Origin of the sequence: Rhizobium sp. Root1220, from assembly GCF_001426265.1 — a bacterium.
Lineage (GTDB): Bacteria > Pseudomonadota > Alphaproteobacteria > Rhizobiales > Rhizobiaceae > Rhizobium.
The window spans coordinates 1-22,756 of record NZ_LMDG01000010.1 but is presented as its reverse complement, the minus strand read 5'-3'; the positions used below and the strand labels follow the sequence as shown (position 1 = coordinate 22,756).

Genomic DNA, 22,756 nt, shown 5'->3' with positions numbered 1-22,756 from the left:
CTCCTTTGATCGGTTGGCCGCGCCAGCCAGACTGGATCGTCTTCATTCGACCGTGCCAGAGTTCTATGTTTGGGTCGCGCAGGGAAGTACGTTACTGTAAACGCGAGGACTGTTTACGCCGCGATCGCCGTAAACAGTCACCGAATGCGCGGCTGCGACTGCGCTCCGATCCGGAGTGAGCCGACCGCCGCCGCGCCGGTCGTTCCCACCTTGAGAACACAACGTCAGCGTCTGTCCGGTCATCAACAGCCGCAGACCGATGATCTGCACGATCTCGGGACTTTTGGCGAACTTGCCCGGGTGCAGGCTCTCTCCCGCATTCACCATCGCAAGATCGATCGCAGTGATCCCTCGCACCATGAGTGCGTTGCGGTAAACGGGTTGATGGCAGTCCCCTCTGGCCCGCAAATTTACAGTAACGTACTTCCCCGCCTGCGAAAAAAGCGCACGATCCCGTCTTCAAGCTCGGAAACATTGATGAAACTGCTCCTGGGCGCTTAGCGGCCGACCGAGGCTTTCTTCGACAAGACGTGGAAGCGGGATATTGAAAGGGCTACGCCATGAGAGCCAGTGGCGACGAACACGCGCCAGTCTTCATTCGGTCAGGGAGATGACATGAGTGCCATTGATGTCTTCGCCTGGATCGTCCTGATCGTCCTGGTTGCCAGTACGCTCTTCGTTGTCATCTTCCTTGCCATGCTGCCCGGCATGATCGCCAGGCGGCGGAACCACCCATGGAAGGAAGCCGTGGCCGTTGGTGGCTGGGTCACCTTGTTCCTGGGTTTTGTTCTGTGGCCGGTCGTCCTCATCTGGGCCTATGTCGACGTTCCGCGCAATGGCGCACGGGAGCATCAGCCATGATAGTCGTGCTGCTGAACACCTATCTGTTGATCCTGTTCCTGTTGGTGAAGTGCCGCATCGTTCCCTTCAGCCTGTTCTGGAAGATATCGCCGCTCATCGTCTTTCTGCTTCTCGCTATCGGTCTCTTCATCCCGATGGGATGGGGCGCCCCTCAGGGAGAAGCGCTCGTGGTGCGCAATTCGGTGGCGATCGTTCCGAACGTCGCTGGAGAGGTGACGGATGTCCCGGTCATTCCAAACATGCCGCTCAAAGCTGGCGACGTCCTGTTCACGATCGATCCGCGACCGTATCAGGCCAAGCTCGACGCACTGCAGGCGCAATTGAACCTCAACACCCAAAGACTGGCGGAGACCACACGGCTTCAGACCTCCGGTGCGGGGCGGACTTACGACGTCGAGCAGCGACAGGCGGAAGTCGAACAGTTGACGGCCGAAATTGCCGGCGCCCAGTGGGATCTCGACAAGACCGTGGTGCGTGCGCCGGCAGACGGCTATGTCACCAATCTGGCGCTTCGCACGGGAGCGCGTGTCGGCACCCTCTCGCTGTCCCCGGTCATGGCCTTCATCGACACCGCCGATACGATCGTCGGCGTCGAAATCTCGCAGATCAACGCCAGGTACGTCGTTCCCGGCCAGCCTGTCGAGCTCACCTTCAAGTTCGCGCCGGGACGCGTGTTCACCGGGACGGTCGAAACCGTCATACAGGCGGTCGCCAGTGGCCAGGTGCAGACGTCGGGGAGCGCCGTTGCACCGTCGGCGATATCGAGCGCGCCATTCGTCGTCAAGGTAAAGCTGGACGATCAGGCTTTCGCGGCAAGTCTTCCCGCCGGCAGCACCGGAACGGCGGCGATCTTCACCGATCATGTGAAGGCCGCGCATGTCATAAGACGGGTCGTTCTGCGGCAGGTCGCGATCATGAACTACGTCGATCCGTTTTGAACCAGGTGGGAGGCTGATGCATTCTCCCTTCCCATATCGGTCCCCGAATGAACCGAGCAGATGCCAACCTAGGCTGTATAAAATGTCATACGTCCATCAGTAGTAGTTCAACCGCGCTCACGCTTCTTAAGGGTTCGATGCAAGTCGCCCAGCGGCCCGCCAGGTTCTAGGATCGGTTCCGCATCAATCTTGATCCAATAATGCAGGCACAAGGCGAAATCACTGCTCAAGGGGCGGCGATGCAGAAGCGTCTCGCGCATGCAGGCAGGCAGACAGCCGCTGACGCCTCGTCTCGCCGAGGCGTTCCGGGACGCGCCCGGCCGGCGCTGACAATGCCAACGCCAAACGGCGGTTTTCCCCTGTCCTTGCTATGTGCGTCGGCTGGTTGGCGCTCATGGTGTTCATCGCGCTCTTCGCCCACATTATCGCGCCCTACGGCTATGCGCCGCCCGCCCCGGTAATCCATTGGTTAAGTTGTCCCCAAGTGGTTTGTTTTGCGCCACTCTTCGTACTCACCGCGGGCATCGTCATGCAGCGGATAGTAGCGCTGCAACGACCCGCCCCCCATAAGCTTCATTCGCGAAAACTCTTCCCAATCGTGATGCTTTTGCGATTCTTCGATTACCTTCGAGGCCATTGCGACTGGAAGCATCACGACCCCGTCATCGTCGGCGACGATGATGTCCCCGGGGATTACCGTGACACCGCCGCAGGCAATAGGAACATTGACCGCATTGGGATAGATGCTGGTTTGCACATGGTAATTGGGCGTCCAGCCGCGCAGCCACAGGGGGAGATCCAGCTTCTCGACATTGGGCCGGTCGCGCATGCAGCCATCGATCACGATGCCAGCGCCGCCTCTGCCTTTGAAATAAGTCGACATCATATCGCCGAAGACGCCCGAGCTCATGTCGCCGCGTGCGTCAACCACGACCACATCGCCCTCCTGAACATGATAAAGCACATGGCGGTGCAACTGCGTCTCCGGGTCTGCATATTCGCCCTCGTTGAAGAGGTCCGGCCGCTGCGGCATGAACTGAAGCGTCAAGGCCGGACCGACGATCGACTTCCCGCGATTCTGCGCCACGGGACCGACCATATGCGGATTGCGAAAGCCCATGTGGCCAAGCGTGCCGGAAATCGTCGCGGCACCTATTTCCTTCAACGCGTCGATCAACTCTTTGGGCGGTCGCGTAATGTCGGGCGTATGCGTCATTTTATGCTCCGGTGGTTGAAATTACCAGTTTGTGACCGAACCGTCGCGGCGCTTCAGGTGAGGCGCTTCCCAGAAGCGGAAGCTCTGTGCCTTGATCGCCTCTTCATTCACCTCGACGCCGAGCCCCGGCAGGTCGCTGACCGGATAACAGGGGCCGTCAAGCCGTGGCTGCACAGGGAAGAAGTCGGAGTTATCGAAGCCGAGATTTGCTTCGGGCGCCCTGGTCTCGAGCCAGGCGAAATTCGGTACCGCGGCGGCGAGATGGATCGTCGCGGCCGTGCAGACCGGGCCGAGAGGATTGTGCGGCATCAGGTCGACGTAGTGCGCCTCGCTCCAGCCGGCGACCTTCATCGCTTCGGTGAGCCCGCCGACATTGCAAACATCGAGCCGGTTGAACTGATGAATGCCACGCTCGATATAGGGCAGGAACTGCCACTTGCTCGAAAACTCCTCACCGATGGCGAACGGGATGTCCGTCATTGTGCGCAGGGATTCATAGGCCTCGGGTGTCTCGTCGCGTATCGGCTCCTCAAGGAAGTCAAGCACACCACGGCCGAGCTTGTTACAGAAGCTTGCCGCCTCGGCCACCGACAGCCGGTGATGGTAGTCGATGCCGAGGACGACGTCGTCGCCGAGTGCCTCACGCGCCTTGTTCAGCATCCGTGCGGTCGCGCCGATCGACTCCCGCGGCTCGAAGATGTCCCTGCTGCTTTGCCCTGCCGGGAAGAAGCGGATCGCCTGCCACCCCTGTGCGTACAGTTCCCGGGCTCGGTCGATGGCGACATCGCCTTCGGCCTCGTCCCCGGTCGAGGCGAAGGTCGGAATGCGTTCGCGCTGCCTGCCGCCCAGCAGTTCGTAGACCGGCACGCCGAGCGCCTTGCCCTTGATGTCGTGAAGCGCGATGTCGATGGCGGAAATCGCCGCCTGCAGCACGCGACCGCCTTCGAAGTACTGGCTGCGGTAGAGTTCCTGCCAGATCCGGCCAATCTGCATCGGGTCGCAGCCGATCAGAAACTCGCGATAGTGCTCGATAGCGCCAGTCACCGCCTTCTCGCGCCCGCTCAGGCCGCTCTCGCCCCAGCCGAAGATGCCGCTTTCGGTCTCGACCTTGACCAGCATCTGGTTGCGCGTTCCTACCCAAACTGGATAGGGCTTGATCGCCGTGATCTTAAGGTTGGAAGTCATCACGCCCTCGGTTCACACGCATCCACCTGCTCTCAATTGGCCTTGAGGGCCATTTCCGTCTCGCCATCGAACAGATGTATCCGCTCCTGATCGAACTCGAGCCAAATCTGTTCGTCGGGCGCGACGGCAATGGTCGGCGGGACACTGACATTGACGATGGCGCCGGACAGGAACGCTTGCACAAAAGTGACGTCCCCGGTCGGCTCCACCGTGTAGGCCTTGGCAGGGATGCTTCCAGGCATCGCGCTCTTGTGCAGCTTGATCGTCGAGTGACGTGCGCCGAGCACGACTTTCTTGGTTGTCGCCCCGGAGACCTTCCGGGCGTTTTCTGGCGAGAGGTCGAGGCGCCAGCCCTCGGCACTGGTCAACACAATGTTGCCGCTTGCCGTTGACGTCTCCAGCGGAACAAGGCTCATTGCCGGGCTGCCGACGAAGCTGGCGACGAACATGTTCACCGGATTGGCAAAGACCTGCGCCGGTGAATCGTATTGCTGCAGGTAGCCGCCGTTCATCACCGCCATCCTGTCGGCCATCGTTACCGCTTCGAGCTGGTCGTGCGTCACATAGATGATCGTCGCCTTGAGGTCCTGGTGGAAACGCTTGATCTCCGATCGCATCTGCACCCGCAGCTTCGCGTCGAGGTTGGAGAGTGGTTCATCCATCAGGAATACCGCCGGATCGCGAACGAGGGCACGGCCCAGCGCCACGCGCTGCTGTTGCCCGCCCGAAAGTTCGCGTGGCTTGCGCTCGAGAAGTTGCGTCATGTCGAGCACACGCGCTGCTTCCTTGACCTTCTTGTCGATCTCGTCGCTTGGCAGTTTGCGCATCTGCAGCGGGAAGGCCAGATTTTTGTAGACGGATTTCTGCGGATAGAGCGCGTAGTTCTGGAACACCATCGCGATGTCCCGGTCCTTGGGATCGAGGTCGTTGACCACCCGGTCGCCGATGACGATGTCGCCGGATGTTATGGGGATCAGTCCCGCCACAAGATTGAGTGTGGTTGTCTTGCCGCACCCCGACGGGCCGACGAGCGCAACAAATTCGCCGTCGTTCACCGTCAGCGAAACGTTGTTGACAGCTTTGAAGCTGCCATAGTTCTTGACCAGATCTTTGACGATCACGTGGGCCACCGGCAACTCCCCTAGTGCTTGACTGCGCCTTCGGTAAGGGCGCGTACGAAGTATCTCTGCAGGACGAGGAACAGGACCACGACGGGCACGCTCATCATGAAGCTGGCCGCCATCAGACCTGGAAAGTCCGTTGTATTCTCCGAGAAGAAGCGCTGGATGCCGACCGGCAGTGTCAGCTGCTCGTTCTTGGAGAGGAAGGTGTAGGCGTAGATGTACTCGTTCCACGCGCCAATGAAGGAATAGATCGCCGTGGCGATGATCCCTGGCGCCGAGAGCGGCATCACGATCAGGACAAAGGCCTGGAACCGCGTCGCCCCGTCGATGCGCGCCGCCTGCTCGAGTTGCACCGGGATGTTGTCGTAGAAGCCCTTGAGGAGCCAGATTGCCAACGGCAGGCCGAATGTAAGGTAGGTGAGGATGAGCGACCCATGCGTGTTCACCAGCCCGATCGCGCGCATCAGGATGAAGAGCGGCACGAGAAAGATCACTGCCGGGAACATGTTGCGAAGCAAGACGGCGAAAAACAGAAAGTTCCGGCCCGGGAAGGTGAAGCGTGAAAACGCGTAGGCCGCGGGAACTGCCACGATCACCGAAAGGATGGTCGTGGCTGTGGAGACGTAAAGGCTGTTCCAGAAGAAGCGCAGGAAGTCCTGGCCGACGCTATTTTGCGGATCGAGCAGCTTCTCGTAGCTGGCGAGGGTGGGTTGGTCCGGCCACCATTGCGGCGGAAATTGCATGGCCGCGAAGCCGGATTTGATCGAGGTGAGCAGCATCCAGATCATCGGTAACGCGGTGTAGAGCATCATGAACACAAGGAAAATGCGTCCGCCCCACCGCCATCCATCGATGCGCATACGGCGACGCGCCTTATCTCGATGAGCAGTCTCGGCAATCGCGCTCATTCGCTTCCGTCCCTCTTCTCGTTGCCGCTCAGCGCACGGACGTAGAAGTAGCCGAACGACATAAGGATCAGGAACAGCAGCACCGAATAGGCCGATGCCACCCCCCAACGCTGGCGGCCAAAGGCGAGTTCATAAATGTGGGTGATCCAGATATGCGATGCGTTCGACGGCCCACCGCCGGTCATGATCCAGGGGATGATGAAAGAATTGAAGTTGGCCACAGCCAGCAGAAGGATCGTCACCGTCGAGACGTTTCTCAAGTGCGGAAAGGTGACGTGCCAGAACCGCTGCCATGCATTGGCGCCGTCGACTTTTGCGGCGCGCAGCAGCTGGTCGGGAACCGTCTGCAGGCCAGCCATCATCATGATCATGGCAAACGGAAACTCTCGCCAAATATTGACGACGATCAGCGAGGGCAGCACCGTGCTGACGCTGTCGATGAAATTCGGTGGCCGGTCGGTCAACCCGAGGCTAACCAGCACCGCGCCGATGATCCCGAAGTCTGAATGGTAGATCCACTTCCAGATATAGGACGCGGCGACAGCGCTGATGACCCAGGGAATGATCAGGACGGCGCGCAGGATGCCACGGCCGACAAAGTCACGATGGAGCGCCAGGGCGCAGGCGAACCCCAGGACAAATGCGAAGAAAGTGGATCCAATTGTCCAGATAAGAGTGTTCGAGGTGACCTTCCAGAACACCGGACTTGTGAGGATGGAGATGTAGTTGTCGAGGCCGATGAAAATCTTGTCGCGGAGTTGCAGGCCAGGCGGCGTGTTAAAGAACGACAGCTCGATCGTGTAGTAGATAGGGTAGGCTATGACGATGAGCATCACGGCGATCGCGGGAAGCACGTACGCGTAGTCAGCGCGATGCTCCCAAATCTTTCGCAGCACGCCGGAGCTATCGGCTTGCAGTCTTCGGCGAGCCTCGGCCTTGCCAGTCAAGATCGTCACTGTGAGCTGCCCCTATTCTTCGGAAGAAACCGGCTGCAATCTAGTCGCAGCCGGTCAGATCGGCAGGCTTGGACTAGAGTCCGCCGTCCGTCAGCTCTTTTACCTTCTTGGCTGCATCGTCGGCTGCCTGGTCGACGGTCATGGCTCCGGTCAGGGCATTCTGCAGCATGTCCGGGACGATGATGTTCATGATCTCAGGGGACTGCGGCAGTGCCGGGAACGGGATGCCGTATGGCAGCATCGAAGTCGTGACATCAAGGAACTTGATGCTGTCCAGCCGTTCTTTCATCCATTTGGTCTTGAAGCCGTTAAGGTTTCCCGGGTTCGAGCCGGCATAGGCCATCTTCAGCGACCATTCGGGGCTCGTCCACATGCAGATGATAGCTTTTGCAGCCGGCTCGTCTACCTTGCCACCCTCGACATATTCGGGCTTCAGGATGTGAATGTTGGAGCCGCCAAACACGACGGCACGCTTGCCGTCGGGGCCAGTCGGAACCAGACCGTAACGCATGTTGTCAATGACGGTCTGCGCCTTGTCCTTGTCGGTATCCGTCGCCTTTTTTTGCAGGTCGAGCATGACGTTGTAGTCGGACGGGTGCGAGATCATCATGCCGAGTTGGCCAGCGAGGAAGAGGGGCTGGTTGTCGGCCTGCTGGTTGGTGAGCGCCGAAACCGGAACCGACTTGTCGCGAACATACATATCGTAGGAGGCTTGCAATGCCGCCTTGCTCTGCTGGCTGTCGAGCTCGACTTTCTTATAGGTCGGGTTAGCGGTAGCTTCATCGAAGACTCCGCCGCCGTAGGCCCACAACTGCGGCATGAAGCGGTACGGCGTATTGCCGGCATTCTTGCGAGCCACCAGGCCGTAACCGGCAATGCCGAGCTTGTCGTGAATCTGCTTGGAATACTTGACGACGTCGTCCCAGGTTGCCGGTGCTTTTTCCGGATCGAGGCCCGCACGCTTGAAGATGTCGGCGTTCCAGATGAACGCCATCGTCTCGTTGTTGGTTGGAATGCCGTAGGTCACCCCATCCCAGGCGACAGCCTTCATTGCGCCGGGCCAGAAATCCTCGGTCGAATACCCGACATCCTCGGGTTTGAGAGGCTGCAAATAACCCTTCGAGGCGAATTCGGTGCCGCCCAGGATTTGCAGGCGGACCGCCATGGGCGCTGCATTGCCAAGGAGCGCGGTCCGGAACTTGTCCAGCAGGTCGTTATAGGTGAGCGCCTGCTCCTCAAGCTGTATGTTTGGATAGGTTTTGCGGAAGGTCTCGAAGAACTCCTTGTAATACTGGCGCAAGAGGTCGGGATCGCCCTCGAATACGCCCTGATACCAGAAGGTCAGTCGCCCCTTGTAGTCGAGTGGGGTGACCTTGCTGCAATCGGCCGCCGTGTCAAAATCCTCTGTGCCGGCAATGGAGCGCACATATTGCGGTGACCACTTGCTCAAGTCGACCGGCGCTCCCAGCGCAGACGCGGCCATCAGCGATACCATCAAAGCAGTCGATACAGTGCCGCGCAGGACGGCACCGCCGAGTGAATTCCTCGTCATAGGGTATCCTCCAGGTTCTCCCATGCCGCTCTGCGTCGAGGCGAGCGGTCCTTGCTCCCCGGCCGGCGGAACTTTCCACCCAATGTATCCCTTCGGCCTTATCATACGTTTTCAGATTGTAGATTGCCTGTCAATCAGAGAAATCGTACATTGTTTACAGAAGGTTTGCGTGATATCCGATAGATATGAGTATTATTGGGGGCAGTCTTGGCCGATACAAGCGATTTTAAAGCAAAACCGCCCGAGGGAATCGACGCTATCGGGGCCTCCAGCGAGGGCGCCTCGCTTTATCAACTGATCAGGGAAGACATCATCGAAGGGCGGCTCGCTGCCAACGAACGGCTCGTGGTAACCGATCTCGCCCGGCGCCACGGCACCTCGACCAACCCTGTGCGCGAGGCTCTGCAATTGTTGCGCGGTGAGGGCTTTGTCACGTTGGTGCCCAACCGCGGAGCGCGCGTTCGGCCCATAGATCAGGATTTTGTTCGGGACATCTACGAGATAGGAGTCTTGATCGAGCCGGCGCTGACGCGATGGTTCGTGAACATGGCCACCGTCGAGGACATTGCGGAACTCGAACGCATTCAAGGGCTGATTGAAGAAAACAAATTCGCCGACACGGTCAGGCACAGCGAGCTGGACACCGCCTTTCACACCGTAATGTACCAAAAGCACTACAACCGCCACGCCGCCGAGCTTTGGTGGAAACATCGCGAAGTACTTCGAGCCGTGAGCCGGCGTTTCGACTTCACGCTCGCCCGGCGTGCCGCGATCCTTAGCGAGCATCGCGAACTCATCGCACACGTAAAAGCGGGAAATGCGAACGAGGCAGCCGAACTCATCGCACGCCACGTCGAGGGCTCCGGCCGGCACATCCTCGAACACATGCGTGCGCGCAACGCCGCTCGGGCAGGATAGAATACATAGCCCGGAACATCTTCACCCCGACCACTTCACACAAAGGCAGTTGAGATGAAAATCACCAGCGTTCGGCCGTGGCTAATCAAGTCTAATGCGTCTTATTGGGGAGAGTTTCTGTTCGTCGAGGTGACGACGGACGAGGGGGTGAGCGGCTGGGGAGAGATCACCACCACGACAAGGCTCGCCAATCGCGCCCTCTGCACGATCCTGCGGCAGATTGGTGCCGCTGTGACAGGCGAGGACCCGGCGCGTATCGAGTATCTGTGGCACAAGATATTCCGCAGCTTCACCTACATGGGCAGTCGCGGTGCCGCGGTCGAGTGCGTGAGCGCCATCGACATAGCCCTGTGGGACATCCAAGGTAAGGTTCTCGGCAAGCCGATCTACGAGCTGCTGGGCGGACCGGTGCGCGATGAAATCGCGCTCTACACCCATCCCAACCAGGCGAAATTTACCAGCAAGGAAGCGGTGGTCCGGGAAATCAGGGATATCGTCGAGTCCGGCCACACCGCGCTCAAGTTCGATCCTTTCCCCCACCAGGGCCGCGCCGCCGATGGACAGGCCCGCGAGCAGCGGGACGGCTATCTCGATGGCAGCATGACCCGCAGGGATGAGCGCGAAGCCGCCGAACTCACGGCTCTGATCCGCGAAACGGCAGGTCCCGACGTCGATATCCTCATCGACGCACATGGCCGGTTCGACGTTCCGACCGCGATTCGCCTCTGCCGGAGCCTCGAGGACGCCGGTCAGATCGACTGGTTCGAGGAGCCCTGTCCACCGGAGAGCCTCAACGCTCTCAGACAGGTCCGCGACAAGGTCAGCGCCCCCATCTCGTGGGGCGAACGCGGCCACACGAAGTGGGATTTCGTGCCGGTGCTCGAAAACAGGCTGGCCGACTACATCATGCCTGACGTCACCTGGACAGGCGGTATTACCGAACTCAAGAAGATTTCCGCCCTATGCGAAGCCTACTACATCCCGGTCTCGCCGCATGATGCCGCAGGGCCGATCAACGTGGTTGCGGGAGCGCAGGTGATGATGACCGTTCCCAATTTCTACAAGCTCGAAACGTCGGAGTGGAATCTGGGCAAATACGATCACCTCATCGACAGGCCACTCGATGTTTCGAACGGCAACCTGAAACTGACGGGCAAGCCTGGTCTCGGCGTCGAGATGAACCGCGATTACCTCGAAAATCACGAGATCGCGCTGGACTAGCCATCAACGCTCATCGCCGTGCAAGCGTGCGTGGCGGTGAGCCCCACCGGCCAGAACGAGGATAAATCATGCCAGATGCATATGGTGCTGATGAAGCGCTCAATCGGGTAAACACGCATTCCAAGCCATCAGACCTTCGCATCACCGACATGCGGGGCGCCGAAATCGTCGGCGCGCCGTTCACCTCGGTGCTGCTCAAGATCTATACCAACCAGGGCATCGTCGGGCTTGGCGAGGTGCGCGATGGCGCCAGCGCCACCTACGCACTGATGCTGAAAAGCCGGCTGATCGGCGAGAACCCTTGCGACATCGACCGGCTGTTTCGCCGGATCAAGCAGTTCGGCGGCCACGGCCGCCAGGGCGGCGGCGTGTCGGCTGTCGAGATCGCGCTCTGGGATCTTGCCGGCAAGGCCTATGGCGTCCCGGTCTACCAGATGCTCGGCGGCCGGTTTCGGGAGAAAGTGCGCGTCTATTGCGATACCGACGCCACCGTGCCGAGCGGCACCGAGACCGGCAAGCGCCTCAAGCAGCGCATGGATCTCGGCTTCACCTTTCTGAAGATGGATCTGGGGCTGATGCAGATCGCCGATGTACCCGGCGCGGTCGTGTTTCCTGCCGGCTCACTGGAAGGGTACCGCAACGATCCGAGCCGCGGGCCGCTGAAAACCGTTGAGGAGCGGCGCCGCCGCAACGCAGCGTATGATCTGCACAACGTCCAGCATCCGTTTACCGGCCTGCATTTCTCGGACAAGGGTCTCGACCTGCTTGAGCAATACATCGCCGAGGTTCGTGAGGTCATCGGCATGGATGTGCCGCTCGCGATCGACCACATCGGCCATATCTCGATGCAGAACGGCATTCGCCTCGCCAGGCGCATTGAAAAATACGTTCCGGCCTGGCTCGAGGATGTGATCCCGTGGCAGTATACCGAACAATATCGACAGTTGCAGGACGCCACGACAATACCGATCTGCACTGGCGAGGATATCTATCTCAAGGAAGGCTTCGAGCCTCTGCTCAAAAGCGGTGGTGTCTCCGTGATCCATCCGGACCTGCTGACCAGCGGGGGCATCCTCGAGACCAAGAAGATCGGTGATATGGCGCAGGATCGTGGTGTCGCCATGGCCATCCATATGGCGGAAAGTCCAATCGCTGCGATGGCCGCGGCACATGTCGCGACCGCGACCGAAAATTTCATGGCGCTCGAATACCATTCCGCCGATGTCGACTGGTGGGACGATATTGTCACGGGTCTTCCCAAGCCGCTGGTGAAGGACGGCTTCATCACCGTTCCGGACAAGCCGGGCCTGGGGATTGACGACGTCGTCGACGAGGTGATCTCGCGGCATCTGCAGCCGGGTGTCACCGGCATTTGGCGGCCTTCGGATCATTGGGACGACGAGTATTCCTGGGATCGCACCTGGAGCTGAGGCTAAAAGGAACGAAGATGAAGATCACCGATCTCCGCTGCGCCGTTATCGGCAAACACCCGATCGTCCGAATCGTTACGGACGAGGGCCTCTATGGCTTGGGCGAAGTCGAATTCACCAAATCCTACCTCAAGCCCTTTGTGCTGCATTTCCGCGAGGCGCTGATCGGCGAGGACCCGACCGACGTCGAGAGAGTAATGCTGAAGATCCGCCAACGCGGGTCGTTCAAGCCGTACGGTGCGGCGGTTAGCGCGATTGAGCATGCGCTGTGGGATATTGCCGGCAAGGCGGCGAATGTGCCCGTCTATAAGTTGCTCGGCGGCAAGGTGCGCGACAAGGTGCGCGTCTATAATGGCTCTATCCGCCAGAAGCGCACCGGCGACCGGCCGGACGACTACGCCGCAGACGTCAAATGGATGATGGAGCAGCCGCAGAACTTCTTCATGGTAAAGCAGGGGATCTCGTTCCACTCCAACATGAAGGACACGATCGAGGACTTCCACTACGGCGTAACGCAGACGAAGGCCGGCTATCACGGCGCCATGGATCAGGGCGTCATCAGCGAGCGTGGTTTCAATCACATGCTCGACTGCGTGATCGCGATGAAGGAAGTGCTGGGCGACAAGGTCAGCCTGGCGCTCGACTGCGGTCCTGGCTGGATGCTGCCGGATGCGATCAAATTTGCCCGCGCCGTCGAGAAGTACAATCTGATGTGGCTGGAGGACATGCTGACCGGCGACTACGTGCCGTGGGTCAACCCGCAGGCCTACCGCGAACTGACGACCTCCACCTCGACGCCGATCCATACCGGCGAGCAGATCTACCTGCGGCACAATTTCAAGGAACTGATCGAGACGCAGGCGGTGCGTGTCATTGGGCCCGATCCGGCCGATATCGGCGGAATCGCCGAGCTCAAATGGGTCGCCGAGCACGCCTACATGCACTCGATCCTGATGGCACCGCACGGAACCGCCAATGGCCTGCTGGGCCTCGGCGCGTTGATTAACGTCTGCGCCACCTTGCCTGCAAATTACGTCGCGTTCGAATATCCGAGCGCCTCCGACCCCTGGTGGGAGGACTTGGTCATCGGCTTGCCGCCGCAGATCGTCAAGGACAGCATGGTGGACCTGCTGGAAGCGCCGGGGCTGGGCCTCGATATCGACGCCGAAGCGGCCAGGAGATATCTGAGGGAAGAGGATGCGGGCTTCTTCGACTGAAGCTCCCTCCCACCTGCCGTGCCACCTTGTCGGGTGTCGGGAGGCTTGTCGAAACAAGCGGTTCGCCCGCTACGGATACTGTACGGGACGCTACTTGTAGCCAATGAACATGAAATGCACGAAAGCGGGAGATCGGTCGGCATACCCGACGCACTACCCGCGTGCGAACGCCTCAAACGGATTGGCTTCGGTAATCTGACGCAGTGATCCTTCATCCACACCGGCAACCTTGAGTAAAGGCATCAGATTGCCAAGGAGGTGCGTGTAGGGTCGTGGCACGCCGCCGCCAGGCTGAGCGGGATCGTACCACCCCAGGTCGTGGCTCAGCAATAAATGATGCGTCAGCTCGAATTCGATCGCCCTGGTCACCATCGCGAGCAATTCATCGTCGGGCGCGCGCCCGACATGATCATATTCAATCCACGCTCCACGATCGACCAACGCCCGGTGCAATCCGAAGTCCTGTTCCTCCTGGGTGTGAATCGAGATGAAGCGATCCGCCGAGCAGCCTTCGGCCTCGAGGATGTCGAGTTGCTCCATAGCGACCTTGCCCCGAATCGTATGTGAACCGATCACCGCGTCGGTTTGCACGGACGCACGTGCCGCTGCCCGAAGGATACGGGCTTCCAGCGGAGTAATTCCATTATCGCCAGCACTCACCTTGATCCATCCAGCGACAACGCCACTGTCCTCGATACCGCCGGTGAGTTCGCTTACCATCCACTGCTCCAGCGCCTCCTCGGTCGCGCCGGCCACCCAGGCCGGTATCCAAGGCTCGCGATAGTTGCCGGTGGGCACAACAATCGGCAAGTCAGTGGCCCTTGAAACGGCAAGATCGATATCGGCGCGTCGCCCCACACCGCAGGTGGTGCACTCAACGAGTGCCGTGACGCCTTGCGCCTTGATCGCTTCGATTTGCGGTGCCATCAACCTCACCACCGCGTCGGTATCGGCCTGGGCATAGCCAGGAGCGTCCGGCACCCTGAGATCGACGAAAACATGTTCGTGCGGGAGGATGATGCCAAGCTCTTCTCGCCGCTTAGGTCCCAATGTCGTGTAAAGATACTTCGTCATATGGATCTTCATCAGCCTCTTTGGGTGACGGCACGGGAGGACAGTGCAGGTTCAAACCACGACAGTGGACTATCACTGGTATGGAGGGGCCGGCGGTATCGATTCACAAAATGTCACGATGCACCTGCGATTGCAAAGGCCGCGGAATGGCGAGCTGGAGGGCCCGACATTCGCGGCTTCAGCCGATTGAAGCCTGGTTTTTTTGTGGTCAATTCCCGAGCTGGTTCGCGCCTCGACCTTGGCGAGTAAGATGCTCCGTTGGCGGACCAAGGTGGCCCACTAACAGGAAACGAAATTCTTCGCCTGCCGCGCAATTTGAACGGCCATTTCTTTAGTCCATGAAATTAGTAGATAATACTTTGCCTGCATCACCGAGTTGAGCTGGCTGCCTTCGTACTGGTGCCGGTCGGCTGCAAGGAGACGGGCAGGACATGGAAAGATCAGAGGCTTCATCCACGATCGACGATACTCAGAGCGTCTTCGAGTTTGCCCGGCGCTACCGGCTTTCGAAACGCGAGGAGAACAGGCTGCTGATGCTGTTCGGACCTGTGGCATCGAGCCGTGATCTATTGGCGAACGCAAGCCGTCATCAGCTCATCGGTTAGTCCAATCGATCAAGGCCAGGAGGCCAATGCGATGTTGAAGATCAGCGGAGTTCTTAGAGCAGCTGTTCGCCGGCTGCTGGAGCACAGACCTTCCGAACATAACCATCCTATTCGAAATGTGGCTTCTCACGATCAGGTGCGGGGTTTCGACACGCGTGAATACGAACTTTACTACTGGAGCGGCGCTCCGGGTCCCTGGTATTGAAAGGATGATCTGATGGCAGCCTTCGATTTGGATGCAAGAACTTGGCGCGAGCCTCGGCGGCCAATCATCTCCCGGCTTTGCCTGGCTGCTCACCGCGCCTCGATCGCCGGTTCGTTTGCGTTGCTTTTCGCACTCGTCTTCGGCCTCCTCTAACCAGGCGACGGTAGGTAGAATGACGCGTGTCCTCATCCTCCCCGGATTGTTCGGTTCTGCAGAGGGCCACTGGCAGCGTCATTGGCTGAACGAAAATCCAGACAGCCGCCTTGTCAAACAATTCGACTGGAACAGGCCTGTACTAAACGGTTGGCTCGCAGCTCTGGAAACCGAACTCGACGCGGCGGGCGAAGCCTATATCGTCGCTCACAGCCTCGGATGTGTTCTCGCGGCGCACCTGGCGCAGCGCGCTTCCGCAGGCAGGGTCAAGGGTGCGTTGCTTGTTGCGCCATGCGACCTCGTACCCACGCAGAGACTTCACCCGGGGCATATATCGTTCAGTACAATGCCGACGGCACCGCTTCCGTTCCCGGCCATCGTGGTCGGCAGTCTCAACGATCAATATATGACACTCGACCGCCTGACGCTGTTCTCGCGCCTTTGGAAGGCAGAGGTTCGAAACATCGGACAGGCCGGGCATATCAACATTGCCAGCGGTTACGGCCGGTGGGCGGGCGGCTATGCGCTGCTGGAGACACTTAAGATAAAGGCGGCGTATCTCAAAAAAATCCAGCAGAAACGACGCGGCGAAGACGCGCTCGCATGGACGGCCTCTTAGCACGCCTTTCAGCTTTGCAACATGTCGGGTACGACGGCTGTCTTTTGGGCAACATATGCCTGCCTCATTCGATCCTCCAATAGCGAATTGCGCGACGCCATAGCGGAGGCGCTGGACGACATGACGTTGGAAGAGCTGGCCAAAAGGGCAACAGACCGGCTGTGAACGCAACGCGGTTTGCCGCCATGGCATTGGGTCCAGCATCGTTGCAAAGGCAGCAATGTGGCCGGGCGCAAATGGCTGCCATGACACCCAAAGCGCAGTCAGCGCCGCCCAAGCCAATCAGAAGGGACCCGGTCAATGTTTGGTGCCCGGCTTCTCACATGTCTCGGGCCTTCACTTGGCTTTCCCGGTCCGTCGCACGCGCGCCGTCAGATCTTGCCTTTCCACGGAACAAGCACGGTCTCCAGGAACCGAATGCCGGCGGAAAAGGCGAAGGCACAGATGGCGATAATCCCAATGCCGACGAAGACGACGTCGGTGGCGAGGAACTGCGAGGCCGACATGATCATGAAGCCGATCCCGCGTGTGGAGGCAATCAGTTCGGCAGCAACCAGCGTTCCCCAGCCGATCCCGGCGGCGATCCGCACGCCCGTCAAGATTTCCGGCAGTGCCGATGGCAGGACGATATTGAGAAAGAGTTGCAGCCGGCTTGCTCCAAGCGAGCGGGCGGCGTTGACGCGTTCGATCGGCAAGGAGCGCACGCCGGCCTGCGCCGAGAGGCAGATCGGAGCGAACATCGCGAGCACCAGCAACGTGATTTTCGACGTCTCGCCGATGCCGAGCCAGATAATCATCAGCGGCAGATAGGACAGGGGCGGAAGCGGCCAATAGAACTCGATGGGCGTATCAAGAATGCCCTTTGCCCAACGATTGAGCCCCATCAGCAGCCCGAGCGGTATGCCAGCGGCGATTGCGATGATGCCGGCTACAACGATACGAAACAGACTGGCGCGGATATGCTCGAATAGCGACGCGCCGGCGTAACCATCGCGGTAGACGTTGCCTATCTGCGTCAGGACTTCGTCGGGCCGTGGCAGGAAAAGATGCGACACGAGGCCAAGTTTCGCTACGAACCACCAGAGAGCAATGATGGCCAATGCCGTCACGATGCTGATTGATACCGTCGGTTTTTCGCCGACGCCGAAGCTTGCCATTTTGACGAGCTTAACCTGTGGGGCCGCAGGCGCGGCCGCGCGCAATGATGATGCTTCCGTGACCTCGCTCATGCAGCGCTCCTGAAATCGTCGGCTCGATGAAGGATGCTCCGTATCTCCTCGCGCAACTCCGCGAATTCCGCCGAAGCCTTGATGGAGCGGGCATCACCGGTCTCCGCAAACCGATTGACGAAATCGAGATCGAAACGCGCCACCACGCGCCCTGGCCGAGGCGACATGACAAGGATTTGCGTGCCGAGAAACAGCGCTTCCTCGATTGAATGTGTGATGAAGAAGACTTTCTTGGCTGTTTGTGCCCAAACCGAAACCAGCAATTCCTGCATCTGCTCCCGCGTCAGGCTGTCGAGCGCGCCAAAAGGCTCGTCCATCAACAGGATGTCCGGATCGGTAGCGAGAGCACGGGCGATGCCGACGCGCTGGCGCATGCCGCCGGAAAGTTCATAGGGAAATGATTGAGCGAAGTCGGCAAGGCCGACGAGACGGAGCAATTCCAATGCTTGCTCATTGCGCGTCTGTCTCCTGACGCCCGCGAACTTCAGGCCGAGAGCCACGTTTTCGAGGACGGACTTCCAGGGCAGCAGAGAATCCTTCTGGAAAACGACGCCGCGATCGGCACCGGGACGCTCGACGGCCCGTCCCTCAAGCGTGATCGCTCCTTCAGAGAGCGGAAGGAAGCCGGCGATGGCATTGAGCAGTGTGGATTTCCCGCATCCCGAAGCACCAAGGGCGACAACGAAACCGCGTTCGGGGATGTCGAACGATACCCGGTCCAGCGCATGAACAGTGCGGCCATCACGGGCCGCAAAGAAGACGCTGGCATGATCGACTTTCAGCATGTGTCATTTCCAATGAGTTCGACGCCGGCGCACAGGATTGCGCGCCAGCGTCAGGGAGGATCAGTTTGTTGCGGTGTTCAAGGCGTCCGCGGTGACGAAGTTGCCGTAGTTCGGCAGGACTTCTGAGATTTTGCCCTGTTCCTTCAGGAAGCTGGCGGTGTCCTTGAGAATTTTTCCGGCACCGGACTTTTCGCCGCCGCCAAGCCAGGCGTCGGAGGCCTGAACTTCCGGTGTCAGAAGCGTCAGGTTCTTGAGAGCGGCAGCCTGCTGTTCGGCAGTGCCGCCCAGCAGTTTGGCAAGCGCCTTGGCGTTGTCGCTTTCCGGACCCCATGCGGCCTTGTCGGAAGCAAACGATGCATACTCCTTGCTGATGACTGCGGCGAAGCCTTTCAGGAACTTCGGATTGTCTGTCGCGAACTTCGATGTAGCCACCCAGGCGGAAAAGGTTGGCGCGCCCTTGTCGGCGACGTCCTTGGATGTGACGAGAACCTTGCCGTTCTTCTTGAGTTCGGACAGCGCCGGATCCCAGACGAAGCCGCCGTCGATGTCGCCGCGATTATAGCCGGCAACGATCTCCGGCTGAGGAATTGCGAAGACCTGAACGTCTTTCTCGGACAGGCCGAGAGACTTGATCAGTGCCAGCAGCTGATAGTGGTCGGTGGAGACCGGCGCTGCCGCAAGCTTCTTACCCTTCAGATCATTCAAGCTTTCGATGCCCGAGCCGTTGCGCACGACCAGCGCCTCATCGATTCCCGAGATCGAAGACAGGTAGAAGGCCTTCACTTCAAGCCCGCGTGAGGCAGCGGCCGCAAAGGGGCTGGAACCGACATAGCCGATCTGAACGTCGCCGGAGGCGATGGCAGCGAAGATTTCGGCGCCGGAATTGAACTTGCGGAAGTCGATATCGTATCCGGTTTCCCTGGCAAAATCGCCGTTTGCGATTGCCACTGACGACGGTAGAGCGTCGGTCTGGTAGGCAACGACGACCTTCTTGTCCGCTGCTTCGGCAGCCGTGGCGATGCTGACGCCAAACACGACCGCAGTCAGTAGATTCTTGAGATTCATGGTGATGCCCCTTGTTGTCCTGGCCTTCGCGCCTAAGAATTCACGCTCAAAGCCTAGCTGCCAAAACGGGCGGGGAAGAGAAATAACAAACTATTTTTATAGACTTTAAGAATAATTGTTTGCCGCGCTTTTGCTGCCCGCCAACATTCTTCACGAGGCCCGCCATGGCGCCTGCCGCGACTGCTTGCAATCGCCCGCTCCCGCGCCAGTTTCATCACGAACGTATTTGGAGGGGCAGATGGTCAACGACGAAAGAGCAAATTCGGTCCCAAGTCTACGAAATCTGACGCGCATGGCGGCCACGAACTGAAGGCTTGCGGCATTTGGCAGCCAGTAAACCAACAGAAGCACGAAATCCAAGGCTGTGAGCATGCCGAGATGGTTGAAGGCAGAAAGACTGCAAAACCGGCGCAAAGGGCTAAATTGGCTGGTGGATGACGACGTCGAGCCGAATTGGGCCTTCAGGAGAACGCATTGATTTACGATGTCATCGTGGTCGGCTCCGGTTTTTCGGCAATCGCGGTTACCTGCAATCTCATCGAACGCCTTCCCGGTTCTGCGGCGATCGCTATCGTCGGCGATGACCCCGGTTTCGGTCGTGGGACTGCCTACCGGACGGAGCTCTATCTTCATCGGTTGAATGTGCCCGCGGGCCGAATGAGCCTGTATCCGGGCCGGCCGCGGGACTTCGTCGACTGGCTGGAAAGCCGCAACAAACGACTGCAGGAGAGCGATTTTGCATCCCGCAGCGACTATGGTCTCTATCTCCGCGACACGCTGGCGGGGCTTCTTCGGAAACGCGCTGGACGCTGCCGGGTGGACTTTATAAAGGCAAAGGCGACCGGATGTGTCGAGCGGTACAGTGCCACGTTCGGTTTTCAACTCGACAATGGCGATGAGATCGCCGGCAAGAATATCGTGCTCTGTCTCGGCGTGGGCAATGCAAGTCTTCCCGTTGAGCCGAGTGGCATTCCCGCGCCTGGACGGTCGCGCATTGTCAGGAATCCGTGGCGGCTTTCGTGGCTGGGACGGGTGGCGTCGTCCGACGATGTTTGTATTCTGGGCTCCGGCCTGACGATGATCGACCAGGTTCTGGCACTTCGCGCCCATGGCCATATCGGTAGGATCGACGTCCTCTCGCGCCGGGGGCTTGCACCTCTCGGCCATGTCAAGGTGCCACCTTCTCCATCCCAGACTGATGTGCAAACGCTGCCGGACCGCATCAGTGAAATCTTGAGAATACTGCGTTCGAAGGCGAGGGAGGTGGAAGACTGGCGTGCGGTGATGGATGGTCTGCGGCCCGTGACTCAGGCACTTTGGCAGCGGCTTGCACCCGACGCGCGATCGCGGTTTCTGCGCCACGCGCTGCCATGGTGGAACATCCACCGCCATCGCGTTGCGCCGGACGTTTTTGAGAGATTCGAGACGCTTGTTGGCGACGGTACTGTCCGATTTCGCGCCGGATTTCTGAAATCGATAGAGATGGGCAAAGGAGGTGTCTTTGTCCGGTACAGGGTACGAGGTCGTCCAGACATTGCGGAAATTCGAACCGACTGGCTGGTCAATTGTACAGGCATGGAGCGCGCGGGAATTGGACATTCTCCGCTTCTGAGCGAGATGATGAGGACAGGCTTGATTGCGCCCGATCCCCTCGGCCTTGGCATCGAGGTGAATGACCGTTCCGCGGTGACGCCTGCTTCTCAAAATTCAGGGGGACGGCTTTTTGCAGTGGGCGCCCTGACGACTGGGCAATTCTGGGAGATAACGGCCGTTCCAGACATCAGAGTGCAGGCCAAGGCTGTTGCTGAAGAAATCGTTGCAGCCAACTGAGTGGCCATTCAGAGAAGTGTGCACATCCCAAAGTTAAGCTGTCCTGCGGCCGCTAAGCCACTCTTCGCGCCTTCACGCCGCGACAAGTCCCGGCCGAGGCAACAATGCGCGAACGCAGACCAACGCTGACAGAACGACTGGTAGACAAACAAGATAGGACGTACGGATCCCTATATGTTCCGCCACAAAACCGAGGAGTGGTGGAGCAAGAAAAAACACAACAAACGAGATTTGACCCAACGCGGCCACGTTCAAATGCGCTGCCCGGTCCACACGCTGCGCCGCTGCTGAAATGGCGAGCGGATAAACCGCACTGCAACCGCCCCCCATGAGAGCGAACCCCATAAGAGCAACGTGCGGGTTGGGGGCGAGCCAGACTGCACAGATCCCGATCGCTGAAACAACCAGCAGTACGGCCGCGACAGACCGAGAACCAAAACGATCGACAAATGGATCGGCAAACAAGCGCGTTATAGCCATAAAGAAGGTAAAGAGCGTGAGGCCTAACCCCCCGATGAAGGGTTCAGAGTGAAAAATGTCACGCATGTAGATCGCTGACCAGTCGATGCCTGCGCCTTCCACGAGAAACGCCGCAAAGCCAATAATGCAAAGTGGTAGCAAGCCAACCGTCGGCAGCGCTATGTGTCCGGCTTCGGTGTGCTCAGCCTGGTATCGGGCAGGGGTATTGCGCATCCCCAATATCACAAGGGCTCCCACCACCAGGACAAATACGAACGTTAGCGCAAGATGCAATTGCATAGATATGCCTGCTTGTCGGATGAAAGCCGATGTAAGCGCCGTCACGAAGAAACCAAGGCTCCAGAATCCGTGAGCCCTGTTCATTACGCTACGACCGATCTGTGCCTCGATGCGATCCAGTTCAACGTTGAGATTTATTTCGAGCGCTCCGGCCAGCAAGCCTTCGAAAAACAGCAGGCCAAAGACGAGAGGGGCCGCATTCATCCACGGAACAAGCGCGAGGAGCGCCGATGTACCGAGGACAGTGAGGAACGCGGTGGTCCGAGCGCCGAGGCGTGCGACCAACGGGGACGAAAATGTTAGTGAAACCAATGCGCCGATTGCCGCACCGATCAGAGTCAATCCCAACTCGGATTTACTGATCTGAAGAGCGTCTTGAAGATCCGGGAGGCGCGAAAGCATGGCTCCCATAGAGACCGCGAAAAGGAAGAAGCAGACGTAGATCCGCTGGTGCGGTTCAATTTGCATAAGGTGCTCCGGGGAATCTGTTTCACGGGCGAGATATGAATTGTAGCCAAGGGTGAGTGTCCCGGCAACGCAAAGCTAGTCGGGATCCTATGGAATGATGTCCGCGGCTTCGGCCAGTTGGCCTGCTAGTCTATACCGCTTCACCGCCATGACAGGGCCTCCGTGGCGCAACACGGTGTCCTATGAATCAGCGATCAAGCGATTTGGGAATGTCGATCCGTCCTAGCACTACTTTGGCAGAATGTATTTTGGCGATCTGAAGCGGATTCTGCAGTGAGGACATCGTTCTGGGGATGACGCTGATAGGAGGATGTTTATGACCGCGCGTCGGATGGCTGGTGAGGACATCGTTCTGGGGATGACGCTGATAGGAGGATGTTTATGACCGCGCGTCGGATGGCTGGATGCAGCGACGCTCGCAAAGATCGCCGACGAGAC

General features: G+C 59.2%; 20 protein-coding genes and 1 pseudogene. 9 read left to right on the top strand and 12 right to left on the bottom strand.

The genetic code is table 11. The features are described from left to right. Positions 1 to 63: 63 nt before the first annotated feature. A pseudogene (locus ASC90_RS08850) lies at positions 64 to 447 on the bottom strand (alpha/beta hydrolase); the annotation flags it as partial. Positions 448 to 615: 168 nt separating this feature from the next. Between ASC90_RS08850 and ASC90_RS08845 the strand changes: the two are divergent. Next, the gene (locus ASC90_RS08845; protein ID WP_056538455.1) at positions 616 to 861 is read left to right on the top strand and encodes a DUF3302 domain-containing protein; all 246 of its coding nucleotides are present in this window, start codon (positions 616 to 618) and stop codon (positions 859 to 861) included. After that, positions 858 to 1,799, top strand: coding sequence for a biotin/lipoyl-binding protein (locus tag ASC90_RS08840; RefSeq protein ID WP_056538452.1), 942 nt, complete (start codon positions 858 to 860; stop codon positions 1,797 to 1,799). Before ASC90_RS08845 ends, ASC90_RS08840 begins: the two co-directional genes overlap by 4 nt. A gap of 469 nt (positions 1,800 to 2,268) precedes the next feature. Here ASC90_RS08840 and ASC90_RS08835 read toward each other — a convergent pair whose 3' ends face one another. The 6 genes from ASC90_RS08835 to ASC90_RS08810 form a co-directional block, all read right to left on the bottom strand. Continuing rightward, complete coding sequence (locus tag ASC90_RS08835) at positions 2,269 to 3,015, bottom strand: ribonuclease activity regulator RraA (protein ID WP_056538449.1); 747 nt, start codon at positions 3,013 to 3,015, stop codon at positions 2,269 to 2,271. 21 nt (positions 3,016 to 3,036) lie between these two features. After that, on the bottom strand, positions 3,037 to 4,200 hold the full coding sequence (locus tag ASC90_RS08830) for a mandelate racemase/muconate lactonizing enzyme family protein (protein WP_056538446.1): 1,164 nt from the start codon (positions 4,198 to 4,200) through the stop codon (positions 3,037 to 3,039). A gap of 32 nt (positions 4,201 to 4,232) precedes the next feature. Further along, positions 4,233 to 5,330, bottom strand: a complete 1,098-nt coding sequence (locus ASC90_RS08825; protein WP_056538443.1) for an ABC transporter ATP-binding protein — start codon at positions 5,328 to 5,330, stop codon at positions 4,233 to 4,235. An 11-nt stretch (positions 5,331 to 5,341) separates the two neighbouring features. Further along, on the bottom strand, positions 5,342 to 6,232 hold the full coding sequence (locus tag ASC90_RS08820; RefSeq protein WP_056538441.1) for a carbohydrate ABC transporter permease: 891 nt from the start codon (positions 6,230 to 6,232) through the stop codon (positions 5,342 to 5,344). Continuing rightward, positions 6,229 to 7,188: a sugar ABC transporter permease gene (locus ASC90_RS08815; RefSeq protein ID WP_056538438.1), complete on the bottom strand. Its 960-nt coding sequence runs from the start codon at positions 7,186 to 7,188 to the stop codon at positions 6,229 to 6,231. Before ASC90_RS08815 ends, ASC90_RS08820 begins: the two co-directional genes overlap by 4 nt. A 73-nt stretch (positions 7,189 to 7,261) precedes the next feature. Beyond that, on the bottom strand, positions 7,262 to 8,740 hold the full coding sequence (locus ASC90_RS08810) for a sugar ABC transporter substrate-binding protein (protein WP_056538435.1): 1,479 nt from the start codon (positions 8,738 to 8,740) through the stop codon (positions 7,262 to 7,264). 207 nt (positions 8,741 to 8,947) lie between these two features. Here ASC90_RS08810 and ASC90_RS08805 point away from each other — a divergent pair, with 207 nt between their 5' ends. From ASC90_RS08805 to ASC90_RS08790, 4 genes are all read left to right on the top strand, one after another. Then, complete coding sequence (locus ASC90_RS08805) at positions 8,948 to 9,658, top strand: GntR family transcriptional regulator (protein WP_056538552.1); 711 nt, start codon at positions 8,948 to 8,950, stop codon at positions 9,656 to 9,658. Between the two features lie 54 nt (positions 9,659 to 9,712). After that, positions 9,713 to 10,879, top strand: a complete 1,167-nt coding sequence (locus ASC90_RS08800; protein ID WP_056538433.1) for a mandelate racemase/muconate lactonizing enzyme family protein — start codon at positions 9,713 to 9,715, stop codon at positions 10,877 to 10,879. A gap of 68 nt (positions 10,880 to 10,947) precedes the next feature. Next, the gene (locus tag ASC90_RS08795) at positions 10,948 to 12,309 is read left to right on the top strand and encodes a mandelate racemase/muconate lactonizing enzyme family protein (protein WP_056538431.1); all 1,362 of its coding nucleotides are present in this window, start codon (positions 10,948 to 10,950) and stop codon (positions 12,307 to 12,309) included. 17 nt (positions 12,310 to 12,326) lie between these two features. Beyond that, positions 12,327 to 13,526 carry a mandelate racemase/muconate lactonizing enzyme family protein gene (locus ASC90_RS08790; RefSeq protein WP_056538428.1) on the top strand — a complete coding sequence of 400 codons (1,200 nt, stop codon included), beginning with the start codon at positions 12,327 to 12,329 and terminating at the stop codon, positions 13,524 to 13,526. A gap of 153 nt (positions 13,527 to 13,679) precedes the next feature. On the opposite strand, the gene ASC90_RS08785 is transcribed toward ASC90_RS08790, so the two are convergent. Further along, on the bottom strand, positions 13,680 to 14,612 hold the full coding sequence (locus ASC90_RS08785; protein WP_244480352.1) for an esterase: 933 nt from the start codon (positions 14,610 to 14,612) through the stop codon (positions 13,680 to 13,682). 419 nt (positions 14,613 to 15,031) lie between these two features. Here ASC90_RS08785 and ASC90_RS29285 point away from each other — a divergent pair, with 419 nt between their 5' ends. Both ASC90_RS29285 and ASC90_RS08780 read left to right on the top strand, forming a co-directional pair. Then, positions 15,032 to 15,205 carry a hypothetical protein gene (locus ASC90_RS29285; RefSeq protein ID WP_200950869.1) on the top strand — a complete coding sequence of 58 codons (174 nt, stop codon included), beginning with the start codon at positions 15,032 to 15,034 and terminating at the stop codon, positions 15,203 to 15,205. 377 nt (positions 15,206 to 15,582) lie between these two features. Beyond that, complete coding sequence (locus ASC90_RS08780) at positions 15,583 to 16,182, top strand: alpha/beta hydrolase (protein ID WP_056538423.1); 600 nt, start codon at positions 15,583 to 15,585, stop codon at positions 16,180 to 16,182. A gap of 371 nt (positions 16,183 to 16,553) precedes the next feature. Here the strand turns inward: ASC90_RS08780 and ASC90_RS08775 are convergent, their stop codons facing one another. From ASC90_RS08775 to tauA, 3 genes are read right to left on the bottom strand one after another with little or no spacing between them, the layout of a single operon-like run. Then, positions 16,554 to 17,411: an ABC transporter permease subunit gene (locus ASC90_RS08775; RefSeq protein ID WP_056538420.1), complete on the bottom strand. Its 858-nt coding sequence runs from the start codon at positions 17,409 to 17,411 to the stop codon at positions 16,554 to 16,556. Continuing rightward, positions 17,408 to 18,196: an ABC transporter ATP-binding protein gene (locus ASC90_RS08770; protein ID WP_056538417.1), complete on the bottom strand. Its 789-nt coding sequence runs from the start codon at positions 18,194 to 18,196 to the stop codon at positions 17,408 to 17,410. Before ASC90_RS08770 ends, ASC90_RS08775 begins: the two co-directional genes overlap by 4 nt. Before the next feature lie 60 nt (positions 18,197 to 18,256). Then, the gene (tauA, locus tag ASC90_RS08765; protein ID WP_056538414.1) at positions 18,257 to 19,261 is read right to left on the bottom strand and encodes a taurine ABC transporter substrate-binding protein; all 1,005 of its coding nucleotides are present in this window, start codon (positions 19,259 to 19,261) and stop codon (positions 18,257 to 18,259) included. A 474-nt stretch (positions 19,262 to 19,735) separates the two neighbouring features. Between tauA and ASC90_RS08755 the strand changes: the two genes are divergently transcribed. Next, on the top strand, positions 19,736 to 21,091 hold the full coding sequence (locus ASC90_RS08755) for an FAD/NAD(P)-binding protein (protein ID WP_056538408.1): 1,356 nt from the start codon (positions 19,736 to 19,738) through the stop codon (positions 21,089 to 21,091). A gap of 72 nt (positions 21,092 to 21,163) precedes the next feature. Here the strand turns inward: ASC90_RS08755 and ASC90_RS08750 are convergent, their stop codons facing one another. Next, positions 21,164 to 22,318: an MFS transporter gene (locus ASC90_RS08750; protein ID WP_056538405.1), complete on the bottom strand. Its 1,155-nt coding sequence runs from the start codon at positions 22,316 to 22,318 to the stop codon at positions 21,164 to 21,166. Between the last annotated feature and the right edge of the window lie 438 nt (positions 22,319 to 22,756).

Coding starts and splice junctions, on each gene's coding strand:
- ASC90_RS08845 (WP_056538455.1), top strand. CDS start 616: ATGAGTGCCATTGATGTCTTCGCCTGGATCGTCCTGATCGTCCTGGTT.
- ASC90_RS08840 (WP_056538452.1), top strand. CDS start 858: ATGATAGTCGTGCTGCTGAACACCTATCTGTTGATCCTGTTCCTGTTG.
- ASC90_RS08835 (WP_056538449.1), bottom strand. CDS start 3,015: ATGACGCATACGCCCGACATTACGCGACCGCCCAAAGAGTTGATCGAC.
- ASC90_RS08830 (WP_056538446.1), bottom strand. CDS start 4,200: ATGACTTCCAACCTTAAGATCACGGCGATCAAGCCCTATCCAGTTTGG.
- ASC90_RS08820 (WP_056538441.1), bottom strand. CDS start 6,232: ATGAGCGCGATTGCCGAGACTGCTCATCGAGATAAGGCGCGTCGCCGT.
- ASC90_RS08810 (WP_056538435.1), bottom strand. CDS start 8,740: ATGACGAGGAATTCACTCGGCGGTGCCGTCCTGCGCGGCACTGTATCG.
- ASC90_RS08800 (WP_056538433.1), top strand. CDS start 9,713: ATGAAAATCACCAGCGTTCGGCCGTGGCTAATCAAGTCTAATGCGTCT.
- ASC90_RS08795 (WP_056538431.1), top strand. CDS start 10,948: ATGCCAGATGCATATGGTGCTGATGAAGCGCTCAATCGGGTAAACACG.
- ASC90_RS08790 (WP_056538428.1), top strand. CDS start 12,327: ATGAAGATCACCGATCTCCGCTGCGCCGTTATCGGCAAACACCCGATC.
- ASC90_RS08785 (WP_244480352.1), bottom strand. CDS start 14,612: ATGAAGATCCATATGACGAAGTATCTTTACACGACATTGGGACCTAAG.
- ASC90_RS29285 (WP_200950869.1), top strand. CDS start 15,032: ATGGAAAGATCAGAGGCTTCATCCACGATCGACGATACTCAGAGCGTC.
- ASC90_RS08780 (WP_056538423.1), top strand. CDS start 15,583: ATGACGCGTGTCCTCATCCTCCCCGGATTGTTCGGTTCTGCAGAGGGC.
- ASC90_RS08775 (WP_056538420.1), bottom strand. CDS start 17,411: ATGAGCGAGGTCACGGAAGCATCATCATTGCGCGCGGCCGCGCCTGCG.
- ASC90_RS08770 (WP_056538417.1), bottom strand. CDS start 18,196: ATGCTGAAAGTCGATCATGCCAGCGTCTTCTTTGCGGCCCGTGATGGC.
- tauA (WP_056538414.1), bottom strand. CDS start 19,261: ATGAATCTCAAGAATCTACTGACTGCGGTCGTGTTTGGCGTCAGCATC.
- ASC90_RS08750 (WP_056538405.1), bottom strand. CDS start 22,318: ATGCAAATTGAACCGCACCAGCGGATCTACGTCTGCTTCTTCCTTTTC.